The following is a 17419-nucleotide window of genomic DNA, read 5'->3' on the forward strand; positions in this document are numbered from 1 at the left end:
CATACGGCGGCGCGGATAAGCGCTATCGGATCAGGCTGCGGCGGTCAGGCCATCGACCTGGGCCAGGGCGGCGGCGATGGCCGCGTCGCGGGCTTCCGGGCCCATGCCGATGCCTTCGGCGCGGATCACCGTCACGTCCTTGATGCCGAAGAAACCCAGCACGCCGCGCAGATAGGCTTCCTGGTGGTCCAGCGCTGCCTCGAAGGGCATGCCGGCGTACTTGCCGCCGCGCGAGGACACGATCACCACCTTGCGGTCGCCGACCAGGCCTTCGGGGCCCGAGGCGCCGTAGCGGAAGGTGCGGCCGGCCTGTGCCACGCGGTCGATCCAGGCCTTGAGCTGGCTGGGCACGCTGAAGTTGTACATGGGCGCGCCGATGACGATGGCTTCCGAGGCGAACAGCTCGGCCAGCAGGGTCTCGTTCAGGGCCAGCTCGGCCTTGACGGCCGCGTCTTCGGGCGGCGTGGCGCCGGGTGCGGGACGCATGGCGGCGATCAGATTGCCGTCGAGGTGGGCGATCGGCTGGGCGGTCAGGTCGCGGTAGACCACGCTGCCCGAAGCGCCGGCCAGTTCGGCAGCGACGGCGGCGCCGATCTGGCGCGAGACGGAAACGGCGCCCAGGGAGCTGGAATCGAGGTGCAGGACTTTCATGGCGTTCTTTCTGATGGAAAGGGCGGCGGAATTCGCCGTCATGGGTCCCATGCTATTGCCACTCGAATTCAGGATAAAGACGGCAGCCAGCAAATCATCTTCCTGCCATTGCAATAATCCTGAGCATGAAAACCCAGGCCGCGCAATTGCCGGAAGAACTTCCGGACCTCAACGACATGGCTTATTTCGCCAAGGTGGTGGAGTACGGCGGCTTCAGCGCTGCGGCGCGCGCGCTGGGCCTGCAGACCTCCCTGCTGAGCCGCCGGCTGTCGGCGCTGGAGGCCCGGCTGGGCGTGCGCCTGCTGCAGCGCAGCACCCGGCGCATCGCCCTGACGGACGTCGGCCACCAATACCTGCAGCACTGCAAGGCGCTGATGGCCGAGGCGCAGTCGGCGCAGGCCGTGATCGAGGCCACGCACGAGACGCCGCGCGGCCTGGTGCGCATGTCCTGCCCGCTGGGTTTCCTGGAGAACGGCGTCGGCCGCATCCTGGCGCGCTACCTGGCCGACTGGCCCGAGGTGCGGCTGCAGGTCGAGGCAAGCAACCGCCGGGTGGACGTGATCGAGGAAGGCTTCGACATCGCCTTGCGGGTGCGCCGGCCGCCGCTGGAAGATTCCGGCCTGGTGGTGCGCACCCTGATCTCCGGCGGCGCCATCCTGGTCGGCAGCCCCGCCCTGCTGGACCGCTGCGGCCGTCCGGCCAGCCTGGAAGACCTGGAACGCATGCCCAGCATGGGTTTCGGCTGGGTGGCCGGCCGGCACAGCTGGCATCTGGTGGCGCCCGACGGCAGCACCCATGTGCACGCCCATACGCCGCGCCTGACGGTGGACGACTTCACCACCCTGCGCCAGGCCGCGCTGGACGGCGTGGGCATCGTCAGCCTGCCCGCCTATGTGGTGCGCCAGGCGCTGGCCGAGGGCACGCTGGAGCAGGTGCTGCCCCAGTGTCACCTGGGCGAAGGCATCGCCCATGCGGTCTTCCCGACCCGGCTCGGGCTCTCGCCGGCGGTGCGGCTGCTGATCGATGCGCTGGTGGAGGGTTTCGCCACCAGCATCCGCATCTAGCGGAAGGACTCGAAGACCGCGTCGAGCTGCGCGATATAGCCGCGCTTCAACTCATCGCTGGCGAAGCTGCCCTCGAAGGCGTTGCGGCCCAGCTGGTAGGCATGGCGTGCATCCAGGCCGGTGGCGGCGAAGACCTGCAGGAAGTTGTCGTTCATGTAGCCGCCGAAATAGGCCGGGTCGTCCGAATTGACGGTGGCGCATAGGCCGGCGTCCAGCAGTGCGCGCAGGTTGTGGTCGGCCAGGTCGGGGAAGACGCAGAGCTTCTGGTTGGACAGCGGGCAGACCGTCAGCGGAATCCGCCCGGCCGCCAGGCGCTGCATCAGCACCGGATCGTGCACCGCCTGCACGCCGTGGTCGATGCGTTCGGCATGCAGCACGTCGAGCGCGCTGCGGATATAGGCCGGCGGTCCCTCCTCGCCGGCATGGGCCACGCGGTGCAGGCCGAGTTCGCCGCAGCGGGCGAATACCCGGGCGAACTTCTCCGGCGGATGGCCGACCTCGCTCGAATCCAGGCCCACGCCGATGATCTTGTCGAGATGCGGCAGCGCCTGCTGCAGCGTCTCGATCGCCTCGTCCTCGCTGAGGTGGCGCAGGAAACACAGGATCAGCGCCGCGTCGATGCCGAAGGCCGCCTTGGCATCCACGCAGGCGCGGTGCAGGCCGTCGATGACGGTCGCCATCGGCACACCGCGCGCCGTGTGGGTCTGCGGATCGAAGAAGAGTTCGGCGCGCAGCACCTTGTCGGCCGCGGCACGCTCGAAGTAGGCCATCGCCATGTCGTGGAAGTCCTGCTCCTTCAGCAGCACGCTGGCACCGGCGTAGTAGATGTCCAGGAAACTCTGCAGATTGCTGAAGGCATAGGCCTGGCGCAGCGCCTCCACGCTGGCGTAGGGCAGGCTCACGCCATTGCGCTCGGCCAGGGCGAAGATCAGCTCGGGCTCCAGCGAACCCTCGATGTGGATGTGCAGCTCGGCCTTGGGCATGGCCCGCAGCAGATCGGGCAGGCGGGCGGCCGGCACGGCGGGAATGTCGAAGGCGGGCTGGTTCATCGTGGGGTCCGTGGTTCGCGAGTCGGTCTGTTCTCAGTAGGTGCCGCCGTAGGCGCCGCCGTCGGCCAGCACGTTCTGGCCGGTGATGTAGGCGGCCTGGGTGCTGCAGAGGAAGGCGCAGATCTCGCCGAACTCCTTGGGTGTGCCCAGGCGCCGCGCGGGGATGCCCTGCTTGCGTTTCTCGGCGATGGTCTCGATGTCGGTGCCGGCCTTCTTGGCCGCGCCGGCCATGGTGGTGCGGATGCGGTCGGTGTCGAAGGAGCCGGGCAGCAGGTTGTTGATCGTCACGCCCTTGGCCGCCACCTCGCTGCGCGCCACGCCGGCGACGAAGCCGGTCAGGCCGCTGCGCGCGCCGTTGGACAGGCCCAGCACCTCGATCGGCGCCTTCACCGAGCTGGAGGTGATGTTGACGATGCGGCCGAAGCCGCGCGCGGCCATGCCGTCGATGGTGGCCTTGATCAGCTCGATCGGCGTGATCATGTTGGCGTCCACCGCCTTGATCCAGTCCTCGCGCTGCCAGTCGCGGAAATCGCCGGGCGGCGGGCCGCCGGCATTGGTGACGACGATGTCGTAGTCCTTGCGGAAGGCGAACACGGCCGCGCGGCCTTCGGCGGTGGTGATGTCGGCGGCGATGGCCTTGATCTCGCCGCTGGAAGTGGTGCGCAGCTCGGCCGCGGCCTTCTCCAGCAGTTCGGCGCCGCGCGCCACGATCACCACGTTGACACCCTCGCCCGCCAGCGCGGTCGCGCAGCCCAGGCCCAGGCCCTTGCTCGCGCCGCACACCAATGCCCATTTGCCGGTCAAACCGAAGTCCATGCGATCCCCTTGTTGGAATGGTCGAAAAACTGCAAAACGAAAATCATACGGGCCGCGCGCCCGCCAGCGCCGCGCTCAGGCTTTCGCGCGGGTGAAGACCAGGATGCCGGCGATCACCAGCACCGTGCCCGCCGCCAGCCAGGCGGTGAAGGGCTCGTCCAGCAGCAGCACCCCCAGCAGGATGGTGGAGACCGGGCCGATCATGCCGCTCTGCGCCGTGAGCGCCGGCCCGATGCGCTCGACCGCCATCATCACCAGCAGCACCGGTACCACCGTGCAGGCCGTGGCGTTGAGCAGCGACAGCCACAGCACCGCCGGCGCCACCGCCAGCACCGAATCCAGCGGCCGCAGCAGCGCGAACTGCAGCAGGCAGCACAGGCAGGCCACCGTGCTCGCCAGCCCCACCAGCCGCAGCGAGCCCAGGCGCCGCACCAGTTGCCCGCTGTAGAGCAGGTAGACGGCATAACTCAGCGCGCTCGCGAACACCAGCGCCGCACCCCATACCGCCGCCCCGCCCGCGCCGTGCAGCTCCCGCCCGAAGACCAGCACCACGCCGCCGTAGCTGATCGCCATGCCCACGAGCTGTCCGCGCAGCACCATGCGCCGGTAGATCAGCCAGCCCAGCAGCAGCACCAGCGTGGGGTTGAGGTACAGGATCAGCCGCTCCAGGCTGGCGCTGATATAGGCCAGCCCGGCGAAGTCGAGAAAGCTCGACAGGTAGTAGCCGGTGAAGCCCAGCCCCAGCACCCCCAGCCAGTCGCGCCGGGTGAGCGCCGCAGGCCGCACGCCGCCCCGCTCACGCCCGGCCCACCAGGCCAGGAGCAGGAAGAAGGGCAGCGCGAACAGCATGCGCAGCATGATCAGCGTGACCGCATCCACGCCGTGCCGATAAGCCAGCTTGACGATGATGGCCTTGCCGCTGAAGGCGATGGCGCCGATGGTGGCCAGCAGCAGGCCGGCGGCCGAAGGGGTGGGACGAGGATTCACGGCAATGGTTGAAACGAACAAAAACGGCGCCCGAGGGCGCCGTTTTCAAAGGGAGAGGAGACCTCGCGGAATCACTCTTCGACGAAGGCTTCTTCGCGCTTGTTCTTCACCGCGGGCAGCAGCACGATGATCAGCAGCAGCAGGGCGGCTGCCAGCAGGCCGGCCGAGATCGGACGCTGCACGAACACCGACCAGCTGCCACGCGACAGCAGCAGCGCGCGGCGCAGGTTCTCTTCCATCATCGGGCCCAGGATGAAGCCCAGCAGCAGCGGTGCGGGTTCGCAGCCGAGCTTGTGGAAGATGTAGCCGATCACGCCGAAGGCACCCACCATCCAGATGTCGAAGGTGTTGTTGTTGGTCGAGTACACACCGATCGCGCAGAACAGGATGATCGACGGGAACAGGTACTTGTAGGGAACCGACAGCAGCTTGATCCACATGCCGATCAGCGGCAGGTTCAGCACGATCAGCATCGCGTTGCCGATCCACATCGAGGCGATCAGGCCCCAGAACAGTTCCGGGTTGCTGGTCATCACCTGCGGGCCGGGCTGGATGTTGTGGATGGTCATCGCACCCACCATCAGCGCCATCACCGCGTTGGGCGGAATGCCCAGCGTCAGCAGCGGGATGAAGGAGGTCTGAGCACCGGCGTTGTTGGCCGACTCGGGAGCCGCCACGCCGCGGATGTTGCCTTGGCCGAAAGGAACTTCGCCGGGTTGCAGCTTGGTCTTCTTTTCGATCGTGTAGGCAGCGAAGGCCGCCAGCAGCGCGCCGCCGCCGGGCAGGATGCCCAGTGCTGCGCCGAGTGCCGTGCCGCGCAGCACGGCCGGGATCATGCGCTTGAAGTCTTCCTTGGTGGGGAACAGGCCCGACACCTTGGCGGTGAACACTTCGCGGTCTTCTTCCGGGTTGGCCAGGTTGGCGATGATTTCGCCGTAGCCGAACACACCCATGGCGATGGCCACGAAGCCGATGCCGTCGGTCAGCTCAGGGATGTCGAAGGAGAAACGGGCGACACCCGAGTTCACGTCGGTACCCACCAGGCCCAGCAGCAGGCCCAGCACGATCATGGACACGGCCTTGAGCAGCGAGCCAGAAGCCAGCACCACGGCGCCGATCAGGCCCAGGATCATCAGCGAGAAGTATTCGGCAGGACCGAACTTGAAGGCGACTTCGGTCAGCGGAGGTGCGAAGGCGGCCAGGATGATGGTGCCCACGCAGCCGGCGAAGAACGAACCCAGGCCGGCAGCCGCCAGCGCGGGACCCGCCCTGCCTCGCCGCGCCATCTGGTAGCCGTCGATCACGGTCACCACCGACGACGATTCGCCCGGCAGGTTCACCAGGATGGCGGTGGTGGAGCCGCCGTACTGGGCGCCGTAATAGATACCGGCCAGCATGATCAGCGCCGACACCGGGGGCAGTGCGTAGGTGGCGGGCAGCAGCATGGCGATGGTCGCCACCGGGCCGATGCCGGGGAGCACGCCGATCAGCGTGCCTAGGATACAGCCGATCAGGCAGTACAGCAGGTTGATCGGCGTGAAGGCCACGCCGAAACCCAGAGACAGGTGATTAATCAGGTCCATGTTTTATCTCTCGCCGCTTCAGCCGGTGATGAAGGTGGGCCACACCTGCATCTGCAGCTTGAGGGCCCAGATGAAGGCGATGTAGCTGCCGATGGCGAGCACGGTGGCCAGGATGATGGTGGGCACGAGCTTGAACTCGTTGCCGGCCATGCTGCCGATGATCACCAGGGCATAGATCGCGATGATCAGGCCCATGGCCGGCAGGCCGATGCTGGGCAGGCCGCCGAGCAGGATGCCGAACAGCAGGTTGGCGACGATCACGAAGCCCAGCGGCTTCCAGGCCCACTTGCCGATCGGGTCGCCGGTCTCGGTTTCCACCGACATCGCCGTCATCGTCAGCACCGCGCCGAGGATGGCCATCAGGATGCCCAGCATCAACGGGAAATAGCCCGGGCCCATGCGGGCTCCCGAGCCAATCGTGTAGTTCGTCGCTCCCCACGCGAACCCGATGCCTACGATGAGGAACATCAGGCCGGAGAAAAAGTCTTTTTGACTCTTGATCTTCACAGCTCTCTCCAAACACAAAAATTTGAGAATGGCGGATTGTGGGTTCGCAAAGTCACTTTCCCGATGTGGATTCCACCTACCGTGGACCAAGGGAATTCCCGCAAGTTGGCGATAGGGCTATCGCAACGAGGGATGGGTTTCGCGCCGGCCGGCGGCCAGCAGGTGCGGGGCTTGCTCGACAAGTCGGCGCGGCTACGACCCTGGCCCCGCTGAGCTAGGCGGGCGGCTGAGCGGCCTTGCCAACGGGCGTCGAAGTGGGCCACGGCAAAGGGGAAGATCTTTGCTCCTCACGTGGGGCGGCCGCTTGCTCTTCACTTACAGCTATTCATCTTCAATCGCAAGACTTGGCTTCCCTCGGGATCAATCCACACTGGCCCGGCACCTCCACCAATTGACCATTGGCTTGCAGTTCCAAGCACGGCGTTTTCGGCATCAGCACTTCCACCGGAATCGAGAATCTCCGAGGCGTCAAGGGAATTTTGTTGGGCGTCTTGCGGCGCTCCTGCATGCAGATCACGCTTTTCTGCCGCTCATAGCCCGAAGGTGTGAATACCGGCGGGTCGGAGTTCTTGGCCTCCTGGCCCAAGGGCGCCGTCAAGGACTCGCAACCGCATAGTGCAAACAGCAGGCCCAGGGCGGGGCGGCGAAAAATAAACAATAAGAAATTCACGACGGACATTCACAAGCAGCCGATGAGACACGCAGGCATCATTGCTTCAGACGACAATTAACGCAAGTGAACACTCACAATTTATTCATCTCGATTCAATCTATATCTATCGCCTTTCTGCAATTTGCATGGAAGTCAATCATTCCCATTTTTGTAGCGCGGTTCGTTCGTAACCCGACCTGCGACGCAAGACCAGCACGTCGAAAACCATTTAGCGCCAATATCTGTTTAGGGTGGGCTGGCGGATCGCCAAATTCAGCGTCTCGAGCCCGAATTCGCGACCCGCAATAGCCCTGGAAAACGAGCGCCGGCCAGTTCGGTTTATTTTTGAATAATTTTATTCAGAAAGAAATGCCGGCTTGCCCCAGGACCTGTACTTAGCGCCCGACCGCTTATTCGCCCGTATCCAGCGGCGGCGTGGTCGCCAGTATTTCCGGCAGCGTGGTCAGCCCTTCGGCCACCCGCAGCGCACCGGCCAGCCGCAGGGGCCGCATGCCGTCGGCGATCGCCTGGCGCCGCAGCGCGCCAATCACCGGCTCCTTGTTGACCTTGTCCTTGAAGACTTCGCTGACGGTCAGCAGTTCGTACAGGCCCATGCGGCCGCGGTAGCCGGTCATGCGGCATTCCACGCAGCCCACGGGTTTGTAGGGCTGGTAGCCGCCGCTGAGTTTCCAGGGCTTCATGGCGGCGGCCAGGCTTTCGCGGGAGGCCGCGTCGTCGGGCTGGCGGCAGGCGCTGCACAGGGTGCGCACCAGGCGCTGGGCCAGCACGCCCAGCAGGGTGGCGTTGAGCAGGTAGGGCGGAACGCCCAGCTCCATCAGGCGAGTGACGGCCGAGGGCGCGTCGTTGGTGTGCAGGGTGGAGAAGACCAGGTGGCCGGTGAGCGCGGCCTGCACCGCCATGTCGGCGGTCTCCAGGTCGCGGATCTCGCCCACCATGATGATGTCCGGGTCCTGCCGCATCATGGCGCGCAGGCCCTCGGCGAAGCCGAAGTCGAGCTGGGGCTGCACCTGGGTCTGGTTGAAGGAGGGCTCGATCATCTCGATCGGGTCCTCCACCGTGGTCACGTTGACCTCTTCGGTCGCCACCCGCTTGAGGGTGGAGTACAGGGTGGTGGTCTTGCCGGCCCCGGTCGGGCCGGTCACCAGGATGATGCCGTGCGGCCGGGTCACCAGGTCTTCCCAGCGGCTGGCGTCGTGGGGCATGAAGCCGAGCGCTTCCAGGTCCTTGACGGCGGTGTCCGGGTCGAAGATGCGCATCACCATCTTCTCGCCGAAGGCGGTGGGCAGGGTGGACAGGCGCATTTCCACTTCGTCGCCGCGCGGGTTGCGGGTCTTGATGCGGCCGTCCTGCGGGCGGCGGCGCTCCACCACGTCCATGCGGCCCAGCAGCTTGATGCGGGCGGTCATGGCGTTGAGCACGCCCAGCGGCATCTGGTAGACCTGATGCAGCACGCCGTCGATGCGGAAACGGATCACGCCCTGCTCGCGCCGCGGCTCCAGGTGGATGTCGCTGGCGCGCTGGTCGAAGGCGTATTGCCAGAGCCAGTCGACCACCCGCACCACGCCCTGGTCGTTGGCGTCGAGCTGGCGGTTGCTGCGGCCCAGTTCCACCAGCTGCTCGAAGCTGGCGGCGCCGCCGTTGCCGCCGGCCTTCTGGGCGGCGCGCACCGACTTGGCGAGCGCGAAGAATTCGATGGTGAACTTGTGGATGTCCACCGGGTTGGCCACCACCCGTTTCACCGCCCGGCGGGCCTGGCGCTCCACCTCGGGCACCCAGTCGTTCATGAAGGGCTCGGCGGTGGCCACCACCACTTCCTTGGACGTCACCTGCACCGGCAGCACCCGGTGGCGCTCGGCATAGGCGGCGCTCATGGTGTCGGCCACCTTGCCCACCTCCACCCGCAGCGGGTCGATGCGCAGATAGGGCAGGCCGGCCTTGGCGGCCAGGTATTCGGTGAGCATCTCCACGTCCATCGGCTTGCCGTCGGACTGGCGGGTGATGGCGACGTTGGCCAGGCGCAGCAGCGCGGTCTGGCTGCTCTCGGCGCGGGAGCAGCGGGCGATGGTGCGTTCGGCCTCGTCAGCGCCGATGACGCCGTCGGCGCGCAGCCATTCGACCATCTGGCGCCAGGTCACCGGGCCGGCGGCCTGCACGGCGGCGATCGGGGGTGCGGTGGACGGTTCCATGGCGTTCACTCCAGCGATGCGATCACGGGCTTGAAGACGCGCAGCCATTTCTGCGCGGGCAGGCCCCAGCGTTCCTGGAGGGTGGCGGCGCGCGCCAGCAGCGTGGCCCGGTCGGGCCGACTCGGCGTGCGCTGGGCCAGCACCACGGTGTTGCCTTCGCGTGTGGGCCGGAAGGCCCAGACCGCCGTGTCGCCGAAGGCTTCGGAGATCTGCGCCAGGCTGCGTTCGTAGCTGGCGGCGCGGCCGAAGAGGTTGACGGTCATGCAGCCCTCTTCCGTCAGCAGCGCGCGGCAGTCGCGGTAGAAATCGGCGCTGTCGAGCACGGGGGCGGCGGCCTCGTCGTCATAAAGATCGACCTGCAGGGCGTCGATGGTGCCGGCCCACTTCGGCTTTTTGATTTCCGCGGCGGCGTCGGCCACGATCACGTTCAGGCGGGCATCGTCGGCCGGCAGCTTGAACCAGCCGCGGCAGGCATGCACCACGGCGGGATTGAGTTCCACGGCGGTCGTGTGCATGCGCAGCTTGCGGCGGCAGAACTTGGTGAGGGCCGCGGCGCCCAAGCCGAGCTGCATGGCGTGGCGGCGCATCACCGAAGGCGCATCGACGAAAAGCATCCAGGCCATCATGCGCTGGACGTACTCCAGCTCGATGTCGTCGGGCGCGTCCAGGCGCATCGAGCCCTGGATCCAGAGGGTGCCCAGGTGCAGGCTTCGGACATCGCCGTAGTCGGAAAAATTCACCTCGGGCAAGGCGGGTGCGCGGCGGGTGGGTCGGCTCATCGGGCAGGAGTGTCGCTGAAAGCGGTGGAAAAGCCGGCGCGGGGCACGGCGGGATTACACAGGGGATGCACGGCTTTGCATCCAGCTGGCCAGGCGCGGCATGGCGTCCCAGGCGTTGGCGCTGGAGGCTTCGGCCAGCGCCTGGGGCGTCAGGCCGCGCAGTTCGGCCACGGCCGCGCCGATGGCCGGCAGCTCCACCGGCGAATTGCGCGCCTGCGGCGAGCCGTCGGCGCGCTGGGCGGCGTCGCGGTAGAGCCAGTGCGGTGGAATGTCGGGCGCATCGGTCTCCATCACGATGGCTTCCAGGGGCACGGCCTGCACCACGCGGCGCACCTGCTGGGCCCGGTCGAAGGTGGCGGTGCCGCCCACGCCCAGCTTGAAGCCGAGGGCGATGAAGGTGTCGGCCTGCTGCTGGCTGCCGTTGAAGGCATGGGCGATGCCGCGCCACCGGTGGCGGCCGGCGCCGCTGCCGCCCACTTCGCGCAGGTGGCGCAGCACCCGGTCCACCGAGCGGCGGGTGTGCAGCAGCACCGGCAGGTCGAAGCGGCGAGCGAGCTTCAGCTGCTCGCGGAAGAAATGCTGCTGGCGGCTGTCGTCCAGGTCGGGCACGAAGTAGTCGAGGCCGATCTCGCCGATGGCGACCAGCTGCGGGTCTTCGCGCGATTGCTCCAGGCGGGCTGCCAGCAGGGCCAGGTCGTCGTCGCCTGCGCTGCCGGTGAAGAGGGGGTGGATGCCGAGCGCGTAGGTATCGCCGTGGCGCTGCGCCCAGCCCTGGACCGCATCGAAATTGACGGCGCCGATGGCAGGCACCACGCAGCAGGCCACGCCGCGCTGGCGGGCGGACTGGCGCATCGTGTCGCCATCGGCGCCGAACTCGGCGGCGTCGAGGTGGCAATGGGTGTCGATCCAGCGTTCCATCCGGACGATGATGCCCCATGCCGGGGATTGGCCGTTTACCCACACCCATCGTCAGCCTCTGGAATTGGAATCGTGCTAGGGTATGAGTCACAGGCGCGCAACGCCGCTGGCCGCCGCGCGCCCCATCCCGATGACCTCTTTCTAGGAAGCGTTCGGAATGCGCAGGCCCGCCCTCTACAGCAGTCCCCGACGTCCGCCGGAAGACCCGCCGGCGAACGTCGGCGCAGAAGCGGCCGCACCCATCGCGGCCACGGCGGTGCCCGAGCCGGCACCGCCCGTCGCGGCAACACCACCCACCTCCTCCACCCGCCGCAGCCGCTATCTCCACATGGCGCGCAACGCCGCCACGCCCGTGCTCGCCGCGGCCGCGCTCGCCGTGGCGCTGACCGTCGCCCTGCGGCCCGCAGCGCCGCCGGTCACCCAGAAGGATGTGGACAACGCCGTGCGCCACACGCTGGAAAAGGCCGTGCTGCCGTCCGCCGTGGCCCGCGCCGCCGACAAGGTCGCGCCCTCGGTCGTGCGAGTGGTCGCTTACGACAAGAGCGAGAAGATCGGCCGCGGCAAGTACAAACCCAAGGAAGAAGGCGAGATCGAGCGCGGCATCGGCACCGGCGTGGTGGTGGTCGACAAGGGCGTGATCCTCACCAATTTGCATGTGGTGGCCGGTGCCGACCATATCCGCGTGACCTTCGCCGACGGCCTGGAGAGCGTGGCCTCGGTCATCAACGTGCAGGCCGAAAACGACCTGGCCGTGCTGCAGGCCCACAAGATCCCGGACGACCTGGCCGCTGCCACGCTCAAATCCACCGCCACGCTGCGGCCGGGCGACGAGGTGGCGGCCATCGGTTTTCCCTTCGGCATCGGGCCCTCCGTCTCCTCGGGCATCGTCTCGGGGCTCAAGCGGGGTTTCCTGTCGCCCGAAGGCAAGCAGCAGCTGTCCAACCTGATCCAGTTCGATGCCGCGGCCAACCCCGGCAACTCGGGCGGCCCGCTGCTCACCATGGACGGCGAGGTGGTCGGCATCGTCACCGCCATCCTCAACCCGACCCAGCACCGCACCTTCCTGGGCATAGGCTTTGCCGTGCCGATCGAGAACGCCGCCGCCGCCGCCGGCATGCCGCCCTTCTGAGGCCCACCCTTTTTTCCGGAACACCCGACATGCCGATGGAAACCTCCAGCCGCGACCAGACCGCCAGCCTGATGGAGCAGGTGCTCTTCGAAGTCAAACGCATCGTCGTCGGCCAGGACCGTTTCCTTGAGCGGGTGATGGTGGCGCTGCTGGCCCAGGGCCATCTGCTGGTCGAGGGCGTGCCGGGGCTGGCCAAGACGCTGACCGTCAAGACGCTCTCTTATGCGGTGCAGGGCAACTTCCGCCGCATCCAGTTCACGCCCGACCTGGTACCGGCCGACCTGGTCGGCACCCGCATGTACAACCAGAAGACGGGCGAGTTCAGCACCTCGCTCGGCCCCGTCTTCGCCAACCTGCTGCTGGCCGACGAAATCAACCGCGCGCCGGCCAAGGTGCAGAGCGCCTTGCTGGAAGTGATGCAGGAACGCCAGGTGACGATCGCCGGCGAGAGCCACCGCGTGCCCTCTCCCTTCGTGGTGCTGGCCACCCAGAACCCGGTGGAGACCGAAGGCACCTATCCCCTGCCCGAGGCGCAGGTGGACCGCTTCATGATGAAGGTGCTGGTGGACTACCCGAGCGACGAGGAGGAATTCGTCATCGTGCAGCGCGCCATGCATCCGCCCGCGCCCGCCACGCCGGTCTGCACCACCGCCCAGCTGGCCGAGCTGCAGGCCATCTGCCGCCAGGTGTATGTCGATCCCTCGCTGCTGCAGTACGCCGTGCGCCTGGTGGCCGCCACCCGCCGGCCGCAGGAGCACGGCCTGGCCGACATGGCCCGCCTGCTGCAGTACGGCGCCAGCCCGCGCGCCACCATCAACCTGGCCGAGGGCTGCCGCGCCCTGGCCATGATGCGCGGCCGCGACTACGCCCTGCCCGAAGACATGATCGACCTGGTGCCGGACGTGATGCGCCACCGCATCTCGCTGTCCTACGAAGCCCTGTCCGAGGGCGTGACGGCCGACGCGCTGATCGCCAAGCTCATGGACAAGGTCGGCAAGCCCCCCAAGCCGCTGGCCCATGCCTATGAGAAAAAGGCCGCCTAGCCCCGAGGCGGCACCGGCCGCCCCGCCCGAGTCCGCCGCGGCCCTGCTGCGCCGCATCGAATGGACGGCCCTGCGCCGGCTCGACGGCCTGCTGCAGGGCGGCTTTCCCACGCTGTCGCGCGGCGCCGGCATGGACCTGGCCGATCTGCGCGAATACCAGCCCAGCGACGACGTGCGCCATATCGACTGGAACGTCACCGCCCGGCTCGACGTGCCCCATGTGCGTGTCTTCACCGAAGACCGCGAGATGAGCGCCTGCCTGATCGCCGACGGCAGCGGCTCCATGGACTTCGGCTCCAGCCCGCGCACCAAGCGGGTGGTGCAGACCGAGTTCGTCGCCCTGATGGCGCAGCTGCTGACCCGCCACGGCAACCGCGTGGGCGGCCTGCTCGGCGGCAGCGGCAATGCCGGCTGGCTGCCGGCGCGCGGGGGGCGCGAGCAGGTCATGCGCCTGCTGGAGCAGCTGCAGAAACGCCGCCCGCCCGCGGCGGACGACGGCGGACTGGCGCAATGGCTGCAGGCCGCCGGCCGCGGCCTGCGCAGGCGCTCCACCGTCTTCGTCGTGTCGGACTTCATCAGCCCGCCCGGCTGGGAGCGGCCGCTGGCCCGCCTGGTCGAGCGCCACGACGTGATCGCGGTGCGCCTGGTCGATCCGCTGGAACAGGCCCTGCCCGACGTCGGCCTGCTGACCCTGCGCGACGCCGAGACCGGCGAGCAGATGCTGGTCGACACCCACGACCGGGTCTTCCGCCAGCGCTTCGCCCGCGCCGCCGCCGCCCGCGAGGAGAAGCTGCGCGAGAGCTTCGCCGTGGCCGGCGCCGATGCGCTCGAACTCAGCACCACCTGCGACCTGGCCGATGCCATCGCCCGCTTCGCCGAGCTGCGCCGCCGCCGCGCCCGGCGCCTCGCCGCCCCCACCCACGCCGCCTGACAAGAGCCCAGACCGCCGATGCCGACGTCCACCCCGCATTCCTCCTTCACCACGCTGCTGGCGTCGTGGCTGACCCATGTCCGCCAATGGCTGGAAGCGCTGCCCACGCCGGACTTCCTCTGGCCGCAGTTCCTCTGGCTGCTGCTGGTGCTGCCGGTGCTGGTGCTGCTGTACGTCTGGATGCTGGGCCGCAAACGCAAGCTGGCCGTGCAGTACGCCAGCCTGTCGCTGGTGCGCGAGGCCATGGGCAAGGGCCCCGGCTGGCGCCGCCACCTGCCGCCGCTGCTGATGCTGCTGGCCCTGGCCGCGATGCTGCTGGCCGCCGCCCGGCCGGTGGCGGTGATCGCGCTGCCGATGCAGCAGCAGACCATCATGCTGGCCATCGACGTCTCGGCCAGCATGCGCGCCACCGATGTGCAGCCCAACCGCATGGTGGCCGCCCAGCAGGCCGCCAAGTCCTTCATCGCCGAGCTGCCGCGCCGGGTGCGTGTGGGCATCGTCGCTTTCGCCGGCAGCGCCCAGGTGGCGCAGCTGCCGACGCAGTCGCGCGAGGACCTGGAAAAAGCCATCGACGGCTTCCAGCTGCAGCGCGGCACGGCCACCGGCAACGGCATCGTGATGGCGCTGGCCACCCTGTTCCCCAACAGCGGCATCGAGATGTCGGCCCTGGGCGCCGACCGCAACGCACTGCGCGGCACCCTGTCGCTGGACGAATCGCGCCAGGCCAACCGCCCCGGCGCCGCCCCGCCGCCGCCGGTGGCGCCCGGCTCCTACGGCTCGGCCGCCATCGTCATGCTGACCGACGGCCAGCGCACCACCGGCGTCGATCCGCTGGAGGCCGCGCAGATCGCCGCCGACCGCGGCGTGCGGGTCTACACCGTGGGCGTGGGCACCCGCGACGGCGACACCATCGGCTTCGAGGGCTGGTCGATGCGGGTCAAGCTCGACGAGGACACGCTGAAGGCCATCGCCGCCAAGACCCAGGCCGAGTACTTCTACGCAGGCACCGCGGCCGACCTCAAGCACATCTACGACACCCTGAGTTCGCGCCTGTCGGTGGAGAAACACGAGACCGAGATCTCCGCCCTGTTCGCCCTGGTCGCCGCCGCCCTGGCGCTGGCCGCTTCCCTGCTTTCCCTCTGGTGGTTCAACCGCGTCGGTTGATGCGATGACAATAGCCGGGTGGCGCGTGTCCGCCCGCCCATCGCACAACCGTCCGGACCGTCCGTGAAAAGCATAGAACCCGACAGCGACGTCTACCGAACCCTGCTCGAATCCACCAAGGCCATCCCCTGGAAGATCGACTGGGCCACCGCCACCTTCGCCTACGTGGGCCCGCAGATCGAGCAGTTGCTCGGCTGGACGCCGCAGAGCTGGACCACCGTCAACGACTGGGCCGCCCGCATGCATCCGGACGACCGTTCGTGGGTGGTCGATTTCTGCATAGCCCAGTCCCAGGCCGGCACCGACCACGAGGCCGACTACCGCGCGCTGACCTCCAGCGGCGGCTATGTGTGGATCCGCGACGTGGTCCACGTCGAACGCAACCCCGACGGCACGCCCAAGGCCCTGATCGGCTTCATGTTCGACATCACCGAGCAGAAGAAGACCGAGCAGAAGTTGCTGGAACTGCAGCGCCAGCTGGAGGAGTTCTCCTTCAAGGACGGCCTGACCGGCGTGGCCAACCGGCGCAAGTTCGACGAGGTGTTCCAGAACAACTGGGCCGATGCCCGGCGCACGCAGCAGCCGCTGTCGATGATCCTGTTCGACATCGACTGCTTCAAGCAATACAACGACTGCTACGGCCATGTGCAGGGCGACGAGTGCCTGAAGATGGTCTGCCATGCCCTCAGCACCACCACCCGCGCCGAGGGCGACTTCTTCGCCCGCTACGGCGGCGAGGAGTTCGTGCTGGTGCTGCCCAACACCCATGCGCTGGGCGCCCAGGCCATCGCCGAACGCTGCCGCAGCGCGATCGCCGAGGCGCGCATCGCCCATGCGGCATCGCCGGTCGGGCCGCTGGTCACGGTGAGCATAGGCGCCGGCACCATCGTGCCGACGGCGGACGACGATCCGGTGCAGTTCCTCGACTCGGTGGACCGCCGGCTCTACCGCGCCAAGCAGGGCGGACGCGACCGCCTGGTGACCGACCCAGCCTGAAGCCGCTGCTTCTCCTGCCGCAGCAGGCGCCAGGCCAGCGCCTGCCCCTGCTCGACCAGCTGCGGCGAGATCCGGATCGGCGGCAGCCCGAACTGCTGGCGCCATTCGTTCACCGAGGCTTCCCAGTAGCAGGTGCCGGTCAGGGAGCTGGACTCCCAGCCGTGCATCATGCGGATCCGCGAGAGCAGCAAAGCGACGTCACGGTGTTTGAGATAGAGCGAGAACACGGCGTCGTAGTAGGCGGGATGCTTCATCACGATGCCGATGTCGATGCCGGTGGCGCGCATGATTTCCCAGCGGACCTGCAGATGGTTGACCACCGCCTCGTCCTCCAGCGACAACATCAGGTTGGCATAGGCCTGTTCGCTGGGGTACTGGCGGATGACGCCGGGTCGCTGCAGGGCGTGGCGCACCTCGTGGGCCAGGGCCTGCATGGCGTAGAGGGGCGATACATCGCCGCGCAGATGCAGGGTGCGCTGCGCCCAGTCGCAATACTCCGCCCCGCCCGCGGCCCATTCGATGCGCCAGCCGGTTTTCTGCAGCCGGTCCAGCTGGAACACCAGCGTGGGCGACTGCTGGATCAGCGGGCCCAGCAGCGCCCACATGGCCGGAAGATTGCTGGCGGGGTAGAGCAAGGGCGCTTTCTGCGTATCCGGCTCGGCGACGGCCGGTGTCGCAGAAGGGATTCCGACCTCGCGGGGCACCGAAAAATTCCTGCGGTTGAAGGGCCGGCCTGCGGCCTGCGGCAGATAGGCGCCGGTCCATGGTGCAGGCAGGGGAGCGGGCAGGAACTGCGGTCCGGTTTCGAGGCCGGGGAGACATAGCGCCCCGGGACAATGCCGTTGGATGAAAATTTGCATGGGCGCGAGCATTCCGAATGCGGCGCACGGCCAGCCAGCCGCGACCCGAAAGAAGCTCCGCGATATGCGAATGCAGCGCCCGG

The 17419-nt window shown here is 68.0% G+C and carries 17 protein-coding genes; 6 read left to right on the plus strand and 11 right to left on the minus strand.

Annotated elements, in window-relative coordinates; all coding sequences use genetic code 11:
* Positions 1-30 precede the first annotated feature (30 nt).
* Complete coding sequence (locus GT347_RS08770) at positions 31-651, minus strand: FMN-dependent NADH-azoreductase (protein ID WP_160551595.1); 621 nt, start codon at positions 649-651, stop codon at positions 31-33.
* Between the two features lie 125 nt (positions 652-776).
* Between GT347_RS08770 and GT347_RS08775 the strand changes: the two genes are divergently transcribed.
* Complete coding sequence (locus tag GT347_RS08775) at positions 777-1715, plus strand: LysR substrate-binding domain-containing protein (protein WP_160551596.1); 939 nt, start codon at positions 777-779, stop codon at positions 1713-1715.
* Here GT347_RS08775 and GT347_RS08780 read toward each other — a convergent pair.
* The 9 genes from GT347_RS08780 to GT347_RS08820 all read right to left on the minus strand — a co-directional run bounded on the left by GT347_RS08780 (position 1712) and on the right by GT347_RS08820 (position 11213).
* Positions 1712-2764: an adenosine deaminase gene (locus GT347_RS08780; RefSeq protein WP_160551597.1), complete on the minus strand. Its 1053-nt coding sequence runs from the start codon at positions 2762-2764 to the stop codon at positions 1712-1714. The genes GT347_RS08775 and GT347_RS08780 overlap by 4 nt on opposite strands.
* 33 nt (positions 2765-2797) lie before the next feature.
* Positions 2798-3580, minus strand: coding sequence for an SDR family oxidoreductase (locus GT347_RS08785; RefSeq protein ID WP_160551598.1), 783 nt, complete (start codon positions 3578-3580; stop codon positions 2798-2800).
* A 75-nt stretch (positions 3581-3655) separates the two neighbouring features.
* Positions 3656-4567: a DMT family transporter gene (locus tag GT347_RS08790; RefSeq protein WP_326830392.1), complete on the minus strand. Its 912-nt coding sequence runs from the start codon at positions 4565-4567 to the stop codon at positions 3656-3658.
* A gap of 71 nt (positions 4568-4638) precedes the next feature.
* Positions 4639-6150 carry a tripartite tricarboxylate transporter permease gene (locus GT347_RS08795; RefSeq protein WP_160551600.1) on the minus strand — a complete coding sequence of 504 codons (1512 nt, stop codon included), beginning with the start codon at positions 6148-6150 and terminating at the stop codon, positions 4639-4641.
* A gap of 18 nt (positions 6151-6168) precedes the next feature.
* Positions 6169-6657: a tripartite tricarboxylate transporter TctB family protein gene (locus GT347_RS08800; RefSeq protein WP_160551601.1), complete on the minus strand. Its 489-nt coding sequence runs from the start codon at positions 6655-6657 to the stop codon at positions 6169-6171.
* A gap of 331 nt (positions 6658-6988) precedes the next feature.
* Positions 6989-7336, minus strand: a complete 348-nt coding sequence (locus tag GT347_RS08805) for a hypothetical protein (RefSeq protein ID WP_160551602.1) — start codon at positions 7334-7336, stop codon at positions 6989-6991.
* A gap of 383 nt (positions 7337-7719) precedes the next feature.
* Positions 7720-9516: a GspE/PulE family protein gene (locus GT347_RS08810; protein ID WP_160551603.1), complete on the minus strand. Its 1797-nt coding sequence runs from the start codon at positions 9514-9516 to the stop codon at positions 7720-7722.
* Between the two features lie 5 nt (positions 9517-9521).
* A complete protein-coding gene (locus GT347_RS08815) occupies positions 9522-10295 on the minus strand; it encodes a class I SAM-dependent methyltransferase (protein ID WP_160551604.1) in 774 nt (257 codons plus the stop codon).
* 54 nt (positions 10296-10349) lie between these two features.
* Positions 10350-11213 carry a TatD family hydrolase gene (locus GT347_RS08820; protein ID WP_160551605.1) on the minus strand — a complete coding sequence of 288 codons (864 nt, stop codon included), beginning with the start codon at positions 11211-11213 and terminating at the stop codon, positions 10350-10352.
* 157 nt (positions 11214-11370) lie between these two features.
* Between GT347_RS08820 and GT347_RS08825 the strand changes: the two genes are divergently transcribed.
* The 5 genes from GT347_RS08825 (at position 11371) to GT347_RS08845 (ending at position 16476) form a co-directional block, all read left to right on the plus strand.
* Positions 11371-12342 carry a S1C family serine protease gene (locus tag GT347_RS08825; RefSeq protein WP_160551606.1) on the plus strand — a complete coding sequence of 324 codons (972 nt, stop codon included), beginning with the start codon at positions 11371-11373 and terminating at the stop codon, positions 12340-12342.
* A 35-nt stretch (positions 12343-12377) separates the two neighbouring features.
* Positions 12378-13385, plus strand: coding sequence for an AAA family ATPase (locus GT347_RS08830; protein WP_160555272.1), 1008 nt, complete (start codon positions 12378-12380; stop codon positions 13383-13385).
* Positions 13366-14316 carry a DUF58 domain-containing protein gene (locus GT347_RS08835; protein WP_160555273.1) on the plus strand — a complete coding sequence of 317 codons (951 nt, stop codon included), beginning with the start codon at positions 13366-13368 and terminating at the stop codon, positions 14314-14316. Before GT347_RS08830 ends, GT347_RS08835 begins: the two co-directional genes overlap by 20 nt.
* An 18-nt stretch (positions 14317-14334) precedes the next feature.
* Positions 14335-15480: a VWA domain-containing protein gene (locus tag GT347_RS08840; protein WP_160551607.1), complete on the plus strand. Its 1146-nt coding sequence runs from the start codon at positions 14335-14337 to the stop codon at positions 15478-15480.
* A gap of 63 nt (positions 15481-15543) precedes the next feature.
* Positions 15544-16476, plus strand: a complete 933-nt coding sequence (locus GT347_RS08845; RefSeq protein ID WP_160551608.1) for a sensor domain-containing diguanylate cyclase — start codon at positions 15544-15546, stop codon at positions 16474-16476.
* Here GT347_RS08845 and GT347_RS08850 read toward each other — a convergent pair.
* Entirely contained in the window at positions 16425-17111 is a 687-nt protein-coding gene (locus GT347_RS08850; protein WP_160551609.1) for a hypothetical protein, read from the minus strand. The genes GT347_RS08845 and GT347_RS08850 overlap by 52 nt on opposite strands.
* Positions 17112-17419 lie beyond the last annotated feature (308 nt).

Source organism: Xylophilus rhododendri (genome assembly GCF_009906855.1).
Taxonomy (GTDB): Bacteria; Pseudomonadota; Gammaproteobacteria; order Burkholderiales; family Burkholderiaceae_C; genus Xylophilus; species Xylophilus rhododendri.

Coding starts and splice junctions, on each gene's coding strand:
- GT347_RS08770 (WP_160551595.1), bottom strand. CDS start 651: ATGAAAGTCCTGCACCTCGATTCCAGCTCCCTGGGCGCCGTTTCCGTC.
- GT347_RS08775 (WP_160551596.1), top strand. CDS start 777: ATGAAAACCCAGGCCGCGCAATTGCCGGAAGAACTTCCGGACCTCAAC.
- GT347_RS08780 (WP_160551597.1), bottom strand. CDS start 2,764: ATGAACCAGCCCGCCTTCGACATTCCCGCCGTGCCGGCCGCCCGCCTG.
- GT347_RS08785 (WP_160551598.1), bottom strand. CDS start 3,580: ATGGACTTCGGTTTGACCGGCAAATGGGCATTGGTGTGCGGCGCGAGC.
- GT347_RS08795 (WP_160551600.1), bottom strand. CDS start 6,150: ATGGACCTGATTAATCACCTGTCTCTGGGTTTCGGCGTGGCCTTCACG.
- GT347_RS08805 (WP_160551602.1), bottom strand. CDS start 7,336: ATGTCCGTCGTGAATTTCTTATTGTTTATTTTTCGCCGCCCCGCCCTG.
- GT347_RS08810 (WP_160551603.1), bottom strand. CDS start 9,516: ATGGAACCGTCCACCGCACCCCCGATCGCCGCCGTGCAGGCCGCCGGC.
- GT347_RS08815 (WP_160551604.1), bottom strand. CDS start 10,295: ATGAGCCGACCCACCCGCCGCGCACCCGCCTTGCCCGAGGTGAATTTT.
- GT347_RS08820 (WP_160551605.1), bottom strand. CDS start 11,213: ATGGAACGCTGGATCGACACCCATTGCCACCTCGACGCCGCCGAGTTC.
- GT347_RS08825 (WP_160551606.1), top strand. CDS start 11,371: ATGCGCAGGCCCGCCCTCTACAGCAGTCCCCGACGTCCGCCGGAAGAC.
- GT347_RS08830 (WP_160555272.1), top strand. CDS start 12,378: ATGGAAACCTCCAGCCGCGACCAGACCGCCAGCCTGATGGAGCAGGTG.
- GT347_RS08835 (WP_160555273.1), top strand. CDS start 13,366: ATGAGAAAAAGGCCGCCTAGCCCCGAGGCGGCACCGGCCGCCCCGCCC.
- GT347_RS08840 (WP_160551607.1), top strand. CDS start 14,335: ATGCCGACGTCCACCCCGCATTCCTCCTTCACCACGCTGCTGGCGTCG.